The organism is Ruegeria sp. HKCCA4008, assembly GCF_013033125.1.
Classification (GTDB): Bacteria; Pseudomonadota; Alphaproteobacteria; order Rhodobacterales; family Rhodobacteraceae; genus Ruegeria.
In genome coordinates, this window is record NZ_WQDM01000017.1 from 18,656 (window position 1) to 32,242 (window position 13,587).

At 56.8% G+C, this 13,587-nt stretch carries 12 protein-coding genes and 1 tRNA gene; 9 read left to right on the top strand and 4 right to left on the bottom strand.

Translation table 11 applies throughout. The features are described 5' to 3' along the window. Positions 1–132: 132 nt before the first annotated feature. Positions 133–1,266 carry a serine hydrolase gene (locus GOW60_RS20675; RefSeq protein ID WP_217355661.1) on the bottom strand — a complete coding sequence of 378 codons (1,134 nt, stop codon included), beginning with the start codon at positions 1,264–1,266 and terminating at the stop codon, positions 133–135. Between the two features lie 127 nt (positions 1,267–1,393). Then, positions 1,394–2,317 carry a LysR family transcriptional regulator gene (locus GOW60_RS20680; RefSeq protein ID WP_171230768.1) on the bottom strand — a complete coding sequence of 308 codons (924 nt, stop codon included), beginning with the start codon at positions 2,315–2,317 and terminating at the stop codon, positions 1,394–1,396. A gap of 122 nt (positions 2,318–2,439) precedes the next feature. On the opposite strand from GOW60_RS20680, the gene GOW60_RS20685 reads away from it, so the two are divergent. Both GOW60_RS20685 and GOW60_RS20690 read left to right on the top strand, forming a co-directional pair. Then, on the top strand, positions 2,440–3,453 hold the full coding sequence (locus GOW60_RS20685) for a D-cysteine desulfhydrase (protein ID WP_171230769.1): 1,014 nt from the start codon (positions 2,440–2,442) through the stop codon (positions 3,451–3,453). Positions 3,454–3,456: 3 nt separating this feature from the next. Further along, positions 3,457–4,164 carry an aspartate/glutamate racemase family protein gene (locus GOW60_RS20690; protein WP_171230770.1) on the top strand — a complete coding sequence of 236 codons (708 nt, stop codon included), beginning with the start codon at positions 3,457–3,459 and terminating at the stop codon, positions 4,162–4,164. A 53-nt stretch (positions 4,165–4,217) separates the two neighbouring features. Here GOW60_RS20690 and GOW60_RS20695 read toward each other — a convergent pair whose 3' ends face one another. Continuing rightward, the gene (locus tag GOW60_RS20695; protein ID WP_171230771.1) at positions 4,218–5,102 is read right to left on the bottom strand and encodes a LysR family transcriptional regulator; all 885 of its coding nucleotides are present in this window, start codon (positions 5,100–5,102) and stop codon (positions 4,218–4,220) included. 269 nt (positions 5,103–5,371) lie between these two features. Between GOW60_RS20695 and GOW60_RS20700 the strand changes: the two genes are divergently transcribed. The 4 genes from GOW60_RS20700 to GOW60_RS20715 all read left to right on the top strand — a co-directional run bounded on the left by GOW60_RS20700 (position 5,372) and on the right by GOW60_RS20715 (position 9,714). Beyond that, positions 5,372–6,337, top strand: a complete 966-nt coding sequence (locus tag GOW60_RS20700) for a glycine betaine ABC transporter substrate-binding protein (RefSeq protein WP_171230772.1) — start codon at positions 5,372–5,374, stop codon at positions 6,335–6,337. A 67-nt stretch (positions 6,338–6,404) separates the two neighbouring features. Beyond that, positions 6,405–7,460 carry a glycine betaine/L-proline ABC transporter ATP-binding protein gene (locus GOW60_RS20705; RefSeq protein ID WP_152456674.1) on the top strand — a complete coding sequence of 352 codons (1,056 nt, stop codon included), beginning with the start codon at positions 6,405–6,407 and terminating at the stop codon, positions 7,458–7,460. Then, positions 7,457–8,998, top strand: a complete 1,542-nt coding sequence (locus tag GOW60_RS20710; RefSeq protein WP_171230773.1) for a proline/glycine betaine ABC transporter permease — start codon at positions 7,457–7,459, stop codon at positions 8,996–8,998. Before GOW60_RS20705 ends, GOW60_RS20710 begins: the two co-directional genes overlap by 4 nt. Continuing rightward, positions 8,995–9,714 carry an alpha/beta fold hydrolase gene (locus GOW60_RS20715; RefSeq protein WP_171230774.1) on the top strand — a complete coding sequence of 240 codons (720 nt, stop codon included), beginning with the start codon at positions 8,995–8,997 and terminating at the stop codon, positions 9,712–9,714. Before GOW60_RS20710 ends, GOW60_RS20715 begins: the two co-directional genes overlap by 4 nt. Positions 9,715–9,983: 269 nt before the next feature. Here GOW60_RS20715 and GOW60_RS20720 read toward each other — a convergent pair whose 3' ends face one another. Next, positions 9,984–10,889, bottom strand: a complete 906-nt coding sequence (locus tag GOW60_RS20720; protein ID WP_171230775.1) for a hypothetical protein — start codon at positions 10,887–10,889, stop codon at positions 9,984–9,986. Between the two features lie 145 nt (positions 10,890–11,034). On the opposite strand from GOW60_RS20720, the gene GOW60_RS20725 reads away from it, so the two are divergent. The 3 genes from GOW60_RS20725 (at position 11,035) to GOW60_RS20735 (ending at position 13,492) form a co-directional block, all read left to right on the top strand. Beyond that, a tRNA-Thr gene (locus tag GOW60_RS20725) sits at positions 11,035–11,110 on the top strand. A 164-nt stretch (positions 11,111–11,274) separates the two neighbouring features. Continuing rightward, on the top strand, positions 11,275–12,480 hold the full coding sequence (locus GOW60_RS20730; protein WP_171230776.1) for an integrase arm-type DNA-binding domain-containing protein: 1,206 nt from the start codon (positions 11,275–11,277) through the stop codon (positions 12,478–12,480). Next, the gene (locus GOW60_RS20735; RefSeq protein WP_171230777.1) at positions 12,473–13,492 is read left to right on the top strand and encodes a hypothetical protein; all 1,020 of its coding nucleotides are present in this window, start codon (positions 12,473–12,475) and stop codon (positions 13,490–13,492) included. The genes GOW60_RS20730 and GOW60_RS20735 overlap by 8 nt, the downstream gene beginning before the upstream one ends. The last annotated feature ends 95 nt before the right edge of the window (positions 13,493–13,587 follow it).

Here is a 13,587-nt window from a genome sequence, read left to right on the forward strand (position 1 = left end):
GCCCCATCCGCACGACGACCATGTCACGCGACGGGAAAATTCCGATGGACTGACCGTCATGCCCTTGCAACCAAACCGCGTCTTCAAACGGTGGCAGGTCGCCTGGCGCTTTCAACCAAAGATGACCCTTGGCTATTCCCCACCAGACGCCGCAACGGGTTCGAACATCCAGTCCACAAAACCTGTGGGCAAAATCTGCGCGCCGTCCCAAACCCCTTTTTGCAGCAGAAACTGGCCATACCTCGCCCAGTCTCGGGCCGTGGCGTACATATAGCTGGATCCGATGAATGTATCGGCGACATCTGTCTCGATGATCGCCGAAGCCATGCCAAGCGGTTCAAAAAGCGCATCCCGAGGATAGCTCAAACCGCCGTCGGGCAGCTTGTCCTGCCACACCCGGGACAACACGGTGGACGTGCCCGAGGAATAGTTGAAGTCGGTGCCAATGCCGGCTTCCAGTGCACGGTCGGCAGCGAAACCGGCCATGTCATTGCTGAGATACAGCATCCTGGTCACGTCTGACACGTCTCCGTATTCTTCATTCCATTGCAGACCGCTTGTCATTGCCAGCATGTCCGCAACAGTAATGCCTCGCCTTGCGTCTTCTGCCCATTCGGGAAAGCTGTCGACGAGGGTGTCCGATACATTCATCTGACCCGCGTTGATCAACGTTCCGATCAGCCCGGCCGTGACCGTCTTGGTCATGGACCAGCCCAGCAACGGTGTGTCGGCGTCGAACCCTTCCGCATAGCGTTCGGCCACGATGCGGCCGCCTTGAACCACCACTATGGCGCGGTACCCTTCGCCAAGCAGCGTATCATCCGACAAGACGGCCTGAATATTGGGATCATGAGACTGCGCAACGTCGTTTCCTGTTGGCCAAAGACCTGTCGGCACTGGATTGGCGGCTTCAAGTCGCTGCGTGCTCAGGGATGTAGCATGCACGTTGGTGCAGCCAAGCCCCTGCCGGAACTGCGACCTGGCGGGCGCGAAGAACCGAAAGAGCCGCGCATGAACAGTCTGAGCCTCTCGATCAACCTCAATCGAAACATGTTTGAGCAGCGGATGCCCCGGGGCCTGCACATCCACCGCAAGGACCTCTTCCGGGTCACGTCCGGCAATGAAAACATTCGAACAGACGATCTTGGCCGAGTAATTCGTGCCCACTTTCAGCAAATCGGGCGGGGCGATCAGCAGATAACCAAGCAGCCCCACGATGCCCAGAACCACGACACCTATACCCGTTTTCAGTACCTTCCTGAACATCCGCTGACCTGCCCTGTTGCTGTCATTTCAGCACAGGTTAGATACATCCTGCCCGGTTTTGCCACTATTCCGTTGCGTATTCTTCCGACGCTGATCGGCAAACCCGGCACCTTTCTCGGTGAACGGCTCAGGTCGCCTCGTCGCTTTGATCCTGCGACAACCAAAAGCTTTGCGCTTGCCCGGCAAGACGTTGCCAAATCTGTTCACTGAACTCTGGCTTCGCTTCGGCCAAACGGACCATTCTTATTGTCAGCGCCTGCGCAGGCAGGGCGTCTTCAACGCTTACAAGCTGTCCCTGAGCAAGCGGCGTGGCGACCAAAGAAAAGGGCAACCAGGCAACACCGATTTCCTTCACGGCATAATGCAGCATCGCCAGCGTCAGGGCCGTCTCGGCCTTGGCCACGAGTCTGGTTTCGTCGGGCAACCGCGGCGCAATCAATCGGGAAAATACCTGGCCAAGAAAGACATCAGGCGGGTAGACAATCGCAGGAATGGTCTTGCCATCCAATTCCCCGTGCATTGCAGGTGCGCATACCGGGATCAATGTGTCGGCACCAAGCGTTTTCGCCTCAAACGCACTTTCAAGGTTCTGCACCCCACCGTCCGATGCCGCGTACATGATCGCGAAATCGACTTCTTTCGAGATCAGCTGCAACAGGCATTCGTCCTGGTTTCCCGATCGCACCTGAACCGAGATATCGCTGTTTTCGGTCAACATCCGGACCACTTTCGGCGAGACGGTTGTCGTCAGCGCATGCTGGCACACGAGCGACAAAGACTGGCTGGCCTGATCGCTTTCTGTTTTCAAACTGTGACGCAGTTTGTGCAGACGCGCGCTCAGCTCGCGCAGTTCAGGTTCCAACGCCTGAACGCCCGGCATCAGGGATACGGGTTTGCGGCGACGATCAAACAGGGTCGCACCGATACTGCCTTCGATGAGCCGCACCCGACGGGTAAAGGCAGATTGGGTCAGCAGCCGTTTTTCGGCAGCCCGTGTCAGCGATCCGCTGTCCAGCACGGCCAATATGTCATCGATCCATTCCAAACGCATGTGAATCAGATAGCCCAGACCTTACCAACATGCAATTTTTGCAACATACATACTGAATTTCGAATTAGCAGAGAGGCAACACACAGCGTAAATTGACGAAAATCAATATTAGGAATTGTGACATGCATCTTGCGCGCTTTCCCCGCCTTCACCTCGCCCATCTTCCGACACCGCTTGAACCGATGAAGCGGCTTTCCAAAGAACTGGGGGTGGAAATCTGGATCAAGCGCGACGATTGCACCGGCATGTCAACCGGCGGCAACAAGACCCGCAAGCTGGAATTCCTGATGGCCGAAGCAGAAGCGCAGGGCGCCGACATGGTGATGACGCAAGGTGCCACCCAAACCAACCACGGTCGACAAACCGCAGCCTTTGCCGCCAAGCTGGGGCTTGATTGCCATATTCTTCTGGAAGATCGCACCGGCTATCAAGATGGCAACTACAATACAAACGGCAATGTCCTGCTGGATCATTTGCACGGCGCGACCACCCAGAAGTTTCCCGGGGGGCACGATATGCCGGGCGAAATGGAAAAGGCTGCCGCGAAGAAACGGGCAGAAGGCCGCAATGTCTATGTCATTCCCGGCGGCGGCTCGAACCCGACCGGGGCGCTGGGCTACGTAAACGCGGCCTTTGAACTGTTGGGTCAGGCCAATGACAGCGGATTGCGGATTGACCGGCTGGTACATGCAACCGGGTCGTCCGGTACGCAGGCAGGTTTGGTGACGGGAATGTGCGCTATGAATGCGCAGGTGCCGGTGCTTGGCATCGGGACAAGGGCACCTCGGCCAAAGCAGGAACAGATGGTGTACGACCTCTCCTGCAAGACGGCCGAAAAGCTGGGGTGCGCGGGCGTGGTAAAGCGTGAAGATGTCATGGCCAATACCGACTATGTCGGCGAAGGCTATGGCCTGCCCACTGAAAGCGGCATCGAAGCGATCCAGATGTTTGCCGAATTGGAAGGTATCCTTCTGGATCCCTGCTACTCGGCCAAGGGTGCAGCGGGCCTGATCGATCTGGCGCGCAAAGGCGAATTCAAAGACCAGCGGGTCGTTTTCCTTCACACGGGCGGCGCGGCGGCTTTGGCGGGGTATGACTTTGCCTTCGATCACAAAGACCGCTGGGTGAATATCTGAGCAATGACGCAGCACCCCATCGGCATTCTTGGCGGCATGGGCCCCGAGGCAACGATCCTCCTCCAGCGCAAGCTGGTCGAGGCTGTGCCGGTGAGCGACGACCGGGACCACATTCCGCTTTTGATCGACATGAACACTCAGGTCCCGTCACGGATCGCGCATCTGATCGACGCGGCGGGTGAAGATCCGGGGCCGACACTGGCGGCGATGGCAAGACGTCTTCAGGATGCCGGCGCCGTGGCGCTGGCAATGCCCTGCAACACGGCGCATCACTATGCCAAGGCGATCACCGATGCCGTGACCGTTCCGCTGTTGAACATGGTTGAACTGGCCGCGGATCACGCCGTCGGGACGCTCGGGAAGGGTGGGTGCGTTGGTGTGCTCGCTTCTCCGGCGGTGCGCCGTACTGGTCTTTTCGAAACAGCCCTGCAAGCGCGCGGGCTGTCAACCGTTTGGCCAACGGATGACGACGCGATGCTGGCGGCGATCCGCGCGATCAAGGTCAACGGTCAAAGCGACAAGGCGCGCGAAACGCTGCGAGCGTCCTCAAGAGCCTTGGCCAAGGCGGGCGCGGACTTGCAGTTTGTCGCTTGCTCTGAATTCTCCCTCATCGCCGACAGCGTCGCGGATGACGCTAATGCAGTGGATACGATCGATCTGCTGGTCCGCGCGATCGTCAATTTTTCTCAGACGGGCCGGCATGCGAGGTAAAGGCGCATTTTCCGTTCAATGGCCGGTCGGTGCGCCAAAACGAATCCGTCCGGTCACAAACGCTGCCAAAGCTGGTGCGCGATCTGATCCAAACTGGCCGGATTGGAAAAGGCTGAAATCGTCAACGTCGCACACCATGCATCATCACCGATCGGCACCAGCAACCCCTGATCCAGCTCCGCCGAGATCGACGTTTCGGGCATCCAGGCAAATCCGCTGCCGGTCATCAATCTTCGTTTGATCGTTTCGACCAGGCTATCGACATATATCGTTTCGGTATTCTGGGGTTTCCGATCAACGGTGTTTTCAACGACCATGCCCAAGAAGGACGATCGGTCATAGGCCAGATAAGGGATCGGTGGGCCATCCTGCCGGGACAAATCCCAACCCAGAGTCCGCACCGGCTGAGCGGCAGCCACCGGTATCAGACGGTCCTTCAACAGATCCTTACGCTCGAACGCGGTTTCGTCGATCATGGGCGAGACAGTATGGTGATAGTAGCACAGCAGGATATCCACCGCGCCTTCGACCAAAAGATCACAGCAGGTGCTCAGAGAATCGGACAGGACGCGCGTGCGCAAATCGGGGATCTGTTTCTGCAACTCTTCTATGCGGGTTGCCAAAAAATTAACCGCAATGGTGTGCAGAACCGAAAACCGGATGAACCGACTGTCGCCCCGGTCGGCGTCCCGCAGGGATTGGCGGGATTCAGACAGCTGTGAAATTGCCGCCTGGGCAACAGGCAGGAATTGTTTGCCGGCCTCGGTCAATTGAACCGGATAGGTTGCCCGATTGACCAAAGGCAGCCCCACCCAGCTTTCCAACGCTTTGATTCTGCGACTGAATGCGGATTGCGTGATGTTACGTTCATCAGACGCACGGGTGAAGTTCAAGGTCCGGGCGAGGCATTCGAAATCGCGTAGCCAATTCAGATCCACTGCGTATCCCCGCTTGTGAAAGGGCATTTTCAGCAAGGGTACAGAAAACTATGTAAAAACAGAATAGTTTGATGAAATGTTCGAATTGGCTCTCGGAAAAGCTCCTGTTCTAGACTTCCGGGCAGGGTGTGGCGGTTGGCCTTGTTTTCAGCCTTCCGTCCGAATGTGTCGCCAAAGGCAAGTTGGCGCGCCCCTATTGCGCGACGGGAAAATCGAACAACGGAAAGAACGACGCCGAACCACGGCGCATTTCAACAGAGGAGAAGACCATGAGAACCAATCTGAAAAAGCTGGGGATGGCTGCTGCGCTCAGCGTCTGCGCTGTGCCGGCATTCGCAGCCGAAGAAGTGAAAATCGGCGTGCCATCCTGGACCGGAGCACAAGCGATTGCCCATGTTCTGGGCGCGGTCGTGGAAATGCGCATCGGGGGCAAGGTGGAATATGTGCCCGGCAACAACGCCACGATCTTTCAGGCGATGGATCAGGGCAAGGGCGATATCGACGTTCATCCCGACGTTTGGCTGCCCAACCAGGAAAGCTTCACCAAGAAATATGTGGACGAAGCGGGCACCGTCACCCTGTCATCGAACCCCTACGAGGGCAATCAGGGTTTCTGCGTCAGCAAAGACTTCGGTGAAGCCAACAACATCACCGACATCGCCGATCTGGGCCGCCCGGATGTGGCCGCTTTGATGGACAGTGACGGCAATGGCAAAGGTGAAATGTGGATTGGCGCGCCGGGTTGGGCTTCGGCCAACGTGAACGAAGTCAAAACCCGCGATTACGGCCTGCTTGATTTCATTGAGCCGATACGTGCCGAGGAAAGCGTGAAAACCGCACGGATCAAGGACAGCATCGCCAAGGGCGAAGGCTATGCCTTTTATTGCTACAAGCCGCATGCCGTCTGGTACATGTTCGACGTCCAGATGTTGACCGAGCCGCCATTCGACCCGGCAAAATACGTGATGGTCCAACCGTCTGATGACCCGGACTGGTACAACAAATCCAATGTTGCGACCAAGGACGCCCTCAAGAACGTGCAGATCGCTTGGTCCAACACGCTGCCAGAGCGTTCTCCGGCGATTGCCGATTTCTTGGCGAATTTCGCATTGACGGCGGATGATGTCAGCGGGTTCGCCTATGAGATCAGCGGCAAGGGCCGCGACCCGGCGGACGTTGCCCGTGAATGGGTCGAAGCGAACCCGGATCGTGTCGACGCCTGGCTGGGTCTCTGATCTCTCGTCCCAAAACAGGGTGGCGGCGATGGACGGCGCCACCCAGATGCGCACCTCTGGGGGACTTATGAGCGACGATACCGTTATTGAAATCTCGAATGTCTGGAAGATTTTCGGGGGCAGGCCCGAGGTGGCGCTGCAGGCAATCCGCGACCGTGGATTGGACAAAGCCCAGGTGCTGGCGGAATACAACTGCGTTGTGGGCGTCGCGGATGTCAGTCTTTCGGTCAATCGGGGCGAGATATTCTGCATCATGGGCCTGTCAGGCAGCGGGAAGTCCACTCTGGTTCGCCATTTCAACCGGCTGTTGGAACCCACCGCAGGCAAGATCGAAATCGAAGGCACTGACGTGATGGCCCTGGGCCCGAAAGAGCTTCAGCAGTTTCGCAACAACAAGATTGGCATGGTCTTTCAGAACTTTGCGCTGATGCCGCATCGGTCTGTGCTGGACAATGTCGCAATGCCGCTGGAGATCCGGCAGGTCAGCAAGAATGAACGCATGCGTCAGGCCGCTGCTATTCTGGATATCGTCGAACTCGGAGCCTGGGGATCGAAATTCGCACACGAGCTGTCCGGGGGTATGCAGCAACGTGTGGGCCTTGCCCGGGCACTGGCAGCGAACCCGGATGTGTTGTTGATGGACGAACCGTTCTCGGCGTTGGACCCGTTGATCCGGCGGCAATTGCAGGATGAGTTCATTCGACTGAGCAAAATCCTGAAAAAGACGACGATCTTCATCACCCATGATTTGGATGAAGCCGTCCGCATCGGGAACCGGATCGCGATCATGCGCGACGGCAAGGTGGTGCAGATCGGAACGGCCGAAGACATCGTCATGAACCCCGCCGATGACTATGTCGCCGATTTCGTGGCGGGTATCTCAAGGCTCAAGGTGGTGCGTGCCCACGCCGTCATGCGGCCCATACCGGAACATGTCGCGACCCATGGTCCTCTGCCCTCGGACGCCCCGCGTGTGAATGAAGGCGAAAACCTGAGCACGCTGATCAATCTGGCAATCGACACCGACAGCGCGATCCTTGTGGAGGACGGCGGCGTGGATGTTGGCGTCATAACCCGTGCCGATCTGTTGCGCACCGTGATCGAAGGAACCGAAGTGTCATGAGTTCTTCAGATGTGAACCCGCTGGAAGATACAGAGAACGAGGCCGCTTTGGCATATGCCGAAGAGCGGCGCGAAAACATCCGGGCCTTTGTTCGCACCAGCCCCGACTATTACATCCGCAACTTCGACAAGATCGGCGCGTCGTCCCGCTTTACACCGACTTTCAATCTGATGGCCGGGTTGTTTGGCCCGGTCTGGTTCGGTGCACGGGGCTTGTGGTCATGGGCGTTGCCATTTCTGATCCTCGAAACAATAGCCTACGTGCAGATCGCGCGCGGGTTGTTCGGCGACCTGGCGGCCGAGGCGATGGAACGCATCGCGTCAATTGAAGGGACGCTTGAGCTGCGCCGTCAGCAGTTGGCCGCTGCCATCGAAAACAACTCGGACAAGATCGACGTCTACCAGCGGACGGTGGACTCGCTGGAGGAAAACATAGGCGGCATCCGCGCCGAAGCCGAAGCAATGGCCGCTGAAGGGCCTTACATCGTTCTGACCGGCCTGATCATTCTGATCATCGTCAAGCTGGTTCAGTCACAGGTGGCAAACTGGGCGCTCGAAGCGCGTTTCTCGGAATGGCTGTCAGATCGTTCAATCCGGTCAGCAATGCCGGTATCGCAGATCGTGTTCAGCGCGATCTTCATGGCGCTGATCGTTGCTGCGGCGATGATGCATTACAGCTTTCCGGGGCGTTTCTCGTTGCTTAGCCACTTCCCGACAGACCCCAATATCCGCCTGACCAGCATCACCTGGGTGGAAGACTTCATCGCCTGGTGCGTGCGCAACAGCGAAGCGTTCTTTGACGGGCTGACATTCGGTATCCGTACCCTGCTGGACGCGCTTGAGGTCATCCTGGTGCAGACGCCATGGATCGTGATCGCCAGTCTCATCATTCTGCTGACATGGCTGACTGCGGGTGTCAGCACGGCAATCTATTCGGGCGCGTTTCTGGCCTATATGGGGCTGTTGGGCTTTTGGGAGGGCGCAATGACCACGCTGGCCTTGTTGGGGACAGCGGCGTGCCTGTCTATTGTCATCGGAATTCCACTGGGCATGTTCGCGGCGCGTCGCCCTCGGTTCTATGCTTTCATCCAGCCGATCATGGATTTCATGCAAACCATGCCCGCCTTTGTTTTCATGGTACCCGTGATCGCGTTTTTTGGTGTCGGCAAGCCGGCCGCGGTTGTGGTCACGATGATTTTCGGTGGTACGCCCGTGGTGCGCCTGACCGTCCTGGGCTTGCGTGGCGTGCCCGAAAGCGTGCGCGAGGCGGCGATCAGTTTCGGCGCCAACAAATGGTACCTGCTCACCAAGGTCGACTTGCCGCTGGCAAGCCCGTCGATCCGGGCGGGGATCAATCAGACAATCATGTTGTCACTGGCAATGGTTGTTGTTGCGTCTCTGATCGGTGCCAAAGGGCTGGGCGAGGATGTTCTTGAAGCGTTGCAATACGCGAATGTGGGCCAGGGTATTCTTGCGGGGTTCTCAATCCTGTTCTGTGCCATGATCCTCGATCGGATTGTACAGGGCGGTCGGAAATGACACCCATCGTGTTTGTTCACGGGTTCCTGGGCGGCAGTCGGCAATGGCAGCGGCAGGTCGAGGCCCTGAAAGGTTACGATGTCATCACGCTGGATCTGCCTGGTTTTGGCGAAAATGCGCAACGTGACGCGTTTTGCAGCATCTCGGGATTCGCGGACTGGGCGCTGAATGAGCTGAAGGCGCGCGACATCGAGACATTCCACCTGGTTGGTCACTCGATGGGTGGAATGGTCGTGCAGGAAATGGTTGCCCGTGCGCCCGAGCGTGTTGACCGTTTGGTTCTTTATGGCACCGGGTCCGTAGGAGTGCTGCCCGGGCGGTTTGAGACCATCGACACTTCGAAAACCCGTGCCTGTGCAGACGGGCCAAAAGTGACGGCGCGGCGGATTGCGGCAACCTGGTTTCTCGAACGCGAAAACGCCTTGGAATATGAACTTTGCGCCGCGATAGCCCAGAAAAGCAACCTGAAGGCCATGCTGTCTGGTTTGGATGCGATGCATTCCTGGAGCGGCGCTGAAAACCTGCCGGCAATCAGGACCAAGACGCTGATTATCTGGGGGGATCGTGATCGCACCTACCCATGGAGTCAGACGGAACAGCTGTGGCAATCCATTCCGAATGCAAACCTCGCGGTGATACCAAACTCTGCACATGCGACGCATCTGGAAAAAGCTGAACTGTTCAACGGGATATTGCGAGATTACTTGGTTGCCTGATGCATTGTGCCAAACCAATGAACCGGTCAGTTGATGCCATTCCGCGGAAATCCGGATGATCAATTGGGTCGAACGCCATGGTTTGTCAGATAAACCCGTTGATCGGCAGGATTTTCCGTATCAACACGTCGCTGCAAAACCACCAATTCGTGGCCTGATATTCGGCAGGGCCCCAAATACGCTTGCGTCCCTGCCCTCATGCTGGATTCGTGACAAAAGCTACCTTCGCACCATCTGTGCACCCAATCCAACGGCACTGCGCAAACCGATCAGATTTGCAAAACACGGACGTCCGGCATGGACCGGATCGTGGCCAGATCCTGTTCGTAAAGCTCTGTGAACGCTTCAACTATGTCGGAATTCCAGCCCGGCAAGTCGAGCTCTTCCTCGATCTGCTCCGGCCGGGCGTATTCGTCCAGAATATTTGCCATCTCTTCACGTCGGCGGCCGTGATCGATGGCGTCCCCTTTTCTCACGATGTCCAATACATGACGTTGTCCAGCTTCTGTCAAAAGGGAGGACAGGAATGCAAACTCTTCATGAAGTACAGCCTCATCAGGCAGTCCAGCCACGGCGCGGATGATATCCCCCCAGATAAGCGGGGAATTCTCGTGTTCCCACAAGGTGAGCTGAACCTGAGGCGCAAGATCCCGCAGGTCTTCGATCATGCCAAGCCAGCTGAGGCAGCTTAAATCGGTGCTGGCCAGAATGTCCCGCCGATGGTCTTCATGGATCGAGGCCAGAATCTTTGGTATAAAAACCCCGGGGTTCACCAGCCCTGCAAACACTTGAACCTGCACGCCGTCCAGCAGAGTGTCCGTATGGGCTGTTCTATTCCCCGCAAACGGATAGATCTGGCCGTCTTGCAGCGCAGTGCGCCTGGGGCCAAAGAACTTGTCGCTCGATACAACCGCGCGGTCCAGATTCTGGTTTCCGGCAACAAGCTCGGACAATCTGTTCCGTGCGTCTGCATCAGATACACCCTGCAGAATCGAGTCAGACATCACTTTGACGAATAGCCGGGACCGCCGCGGCCCCAGAACCGCAGTTCGGTATTTGGCAAGTACGCTCCTGTTCGCGCCAAGCGAGGACATCACCAGCCCTTCATCCGAAAAGGCAACACCGGCGTGGATGGCAACCTGCATTTTTTCCTTTACCCCTTGGCTTTTCTGCATTGCCGCGTCCGTTACCACTCGCGAGATATTTGCAACGGATGAATTCAGCGTTTTTTGCACGTTCTCAAGAAATCGGGCAATGTCTAAGTTTAGGCTAAAATTCAGGCTTGCAGTCTACTGCCAGAGGAAGTAATCGACAGCCAGTGCCCCTATAGCTCAGCTGGTAGAGCAACTGATTTGTAATCAGTAGGTCCGCGGTTCGAGTCCGTGTGGGGGCACCACTTTAACATCCAGTTGCGTCCGATTTTGACTGATAGTAGCTTGTAGTTGCAGGGTTTATACTGTCGGATTGTCCGATGTTGTCCTGCCACGTGCGCTGTAATCTACCCCCAAATGGGGTACCAAATTGGGGTACGTGCCACCTGGTGACTGGAAGGTACCCCCAATGCCTGTCTTGAGCGACGCACGGATTCGGGCTCTGAAACCCAAAGAGAAGCCCTACAAGCAGGCCGATTTTGACGGGCTTTATTTGCTGGTGAAGCCGAATGGTTCGAAACTCTGGCGCTTCAAGTATCGTTGGCTCCAAAAGGAAAAGCTGCTGGCGCTAGGCAAGTATCCTGAAGTGACACTGGCCGATGCGCGACGGAAACGGGACGACGCCCGCAGCCTGATCGCAAATGGCGAAGATCCTTCCAGCGTGCGCAAAGACAAAAAAGCCAGAGAAGAGGCAGAGAACAAAGCCACTTTCTCCAAGTTGGCGATAGAACTGCTGGAAAAGAAGCGCAGCGAAGGCCGTGCCGAAGCAACGCTGACTAAGACCGCCTGGTTTCACCGGCTACTTTCCGCAGACATCGGGAAAATGCCGATCACGCAAATAACAGCACGGGATATTCTGGTTCCGCTGCAGAAGATGGAAAAAAAGGGCAATCACGAAAGCGCCGTACGGATGCGGTCTGCTGCCGGGGCCGTCTTTCGCTATGCCATCGCCCTAGGACTCGCCGATAACGATCCGACCTATGGTTTGAAGGATGCCCTGATCAGGCCCCAGGTACAGCACCGCGCGGCAATCACTGATCCGGCGCAGGCCGGTGCATTGCTACGGGCTATCGACGGGTTTTCCGGTCAAAGAACGACGCGCCTCGCATTGCAACTGCTCGCGTTGACTGCCCTGCGCCCCGGAGAGTTGCGAATGGCGGAGTGGGATGAGATCGACGAAGCCAGAATGGCGTGGACCGTTCCGGCACATCGCGCCAAGATGCGGCGGCCTCACACAATACCGCTGTCCCGCCAATCCTTCGATCACTTGAAGGAACTGCGCGACCTGACGGGTTGGGGCAAGTTACTCTTTCCATCGGTACGTTCATCCAAGCGCTGCATGAGCGACAATACTTTGAATGCCGCGCTGCGCCGCATGGGGTATGAGAAGGACGAGATGACGGCGCATGGCTTTCGGGCAATGTTTTCCACATTGACCAATGAGTCAGGCTGCTGGCATCCGGACGCCATTGAGCGAGCCCTCGCCCATGTGGAAAAGAATGAAATCCGCCGGGCATACGCACGCGGCGCACACTGGGATGAGCGAGTTGATTTGACACAGTGGTGGGCAGATCAGCTTGATAATATGAAGAAGGAAAAACTGGGACATGATTGAATGTGAACAGGCCCCGGTACAACCTGCTGAACACTTGATGCAGGTATGGATCTATCAGAGCAGTTGGTCTCTCGAAGAAGCCGTCCCACTGGCGCTGGGCATTTCGCCAGATGATGCCGGAGTCGCACAGGTGCTTAATGACCATAGCGCGCTACTAACCAGAGCGAAGCGGTCAGGTGAACGATTGGGCGCGCCTGTGTTTTGGCTTTGGTGGGCAGAGCGCAACAACCTACCGTTCCATACGGATTGGTGGCTAGCCATCACACCGGCAGGTCCGATCGCATTTGACGGTCAGCATTTTGCCCACCGGAGGAAGGAAATTCTGTCCCCCGACTACGCCGGACAGGAACGGCGTCTGATTGGGGAATGGGTCCGAAAACCTTATTGGACAGCCCGCGAGGCAATTGATTTGTCGCTGAACTTTAAGCCATTCCGCACAGATGGCTGGCGCGGCAACGCCCCGGAAACCGGAGAGACGATACGTGAGCGTGAAGACAGGTTTCTGATATTGGAAAGGGCATTAGAGATCGGGGAAATTAGTGAGAAGGCGCCTGCAAAGGACTATCTGCTTTGGCTGTCGCAAAGGGGGTATTATGTGTCCTTAGCGTGGCGGCGTGCTGTGGGGATGCCGCCTTACGATAGACCGCAACCGGATACTGTTGTCGAGAATGCGGAAATCATTGCGGAGAACGAGAACCTTCGAGATATGCTGCGGGCGAAAGATGAGCGCCTGTCTGAATTGGACGCAAAACTAGAGGCCTCTTCCTCTGCCGAAAACAGCCGGGCTCAAAAGTCTGCTAGCACTACTCGGATCGCAACGCTTCAAAAAGCCCTCATTGCTTGCGCAGTGGACGGCCACAGTTATACGCCCATTCAAAAACGCTCTGAAGTGCCGAAGCAGATTGCGGACAAAGCTGCTGAACTTGGCTGCGGGGTGGACCAGCAAACGGTTCGTAGGCTTCTAAAGGAGGCCAGTGAGTTGCACGTCAACAGCAACTATTGGAGCGACTGAACCCCTTAAAAGTATAATTCATATCGTGGATCCACGATAGTGAGCCTCCCCCACTGAACTGGTCCACCGTTATGTTTAGGAAACGGAGGACCACG

Bases quoted from the DNA above. Each gene is read 5' to 3' on its own strand.
- GOW60_RS20705 (WP_152456674.1), top strand. From the start codon at position 6,405: ATGAGCGACGATACCGTTATTGAAATCTCGAATGTCTGGAAGATTTTC.
- GOW60_RS20690 (WP_171230770.1), top strand. From the start codon at position 3,457: ATGACGCAGCACCCCATCGGCATTCTTGGCGGCATGGGCCCCGAGGCA.
- GOW60_RS20680 (WP_171230768.1), bottom strand. From the start codon at position 2,317: ATGCGTTTGGAATGGATCGATGACATATTGGCCGTGCTGGACAGCGGA.
- GOW60_RS20685 (WP_171230769.1), top strand. From the start codon at position 2,440: ATGCATCTTGCGCGCTTTCCCCGCCTTCACCTCGCCCATCTTCCGACA.
- GOW60_RS20735 (WP_171230777.1), top strand. From the start codon at position 12,473: ATGATTGAATGTGAACAGGCCCCGGTACAACCTGCTGAACACTTGATG.
- GOW60_RS20700 (WP_171230772.1), top strand. From the start codon at position 5,372: ATGAGAACCAATCTGAAAAAGCTGGGGATGGCTGCTGCGCTCAGCGTC.
- GOW60_RS20715 (WP_171230774.1), top strand. From the start codon at position 8,995: ATGACACCCATCGTGTTTGTTCACGGGTTCCTGGGCGGCAGTCGGCAA.
- GOW60_RS20720 (WP_171230775.1), bottom strand. From the start codon at position 10,889: ATGCAGAAAAGCCAAGGGGTAAAGGAAAAAATGCAGGTTGCCATCCAC.
- GOW60_RS20675 (WP_217355661.1), bottom strand. From the start codon at position 1,266: ATGTTCAGGAAGGTACTGAAAACGGGTATAGGTGTCGTGGTTCTGGGC.
- GOW60_RS20710 (WP_171230773.1), top strand. From the start codon at position 7,457: ATGAGTTCTTCAGATGTGAACCCGCTGGAAGATACAGAGAACGAGGCC.
- GOW60_RS20730 (WP_171230776.1), top strand. From the start codon at position 11,275: ATGCCTGTCTTGAGCGACGCACGGATTCGGGCTCTGAAACCCAAAGAG.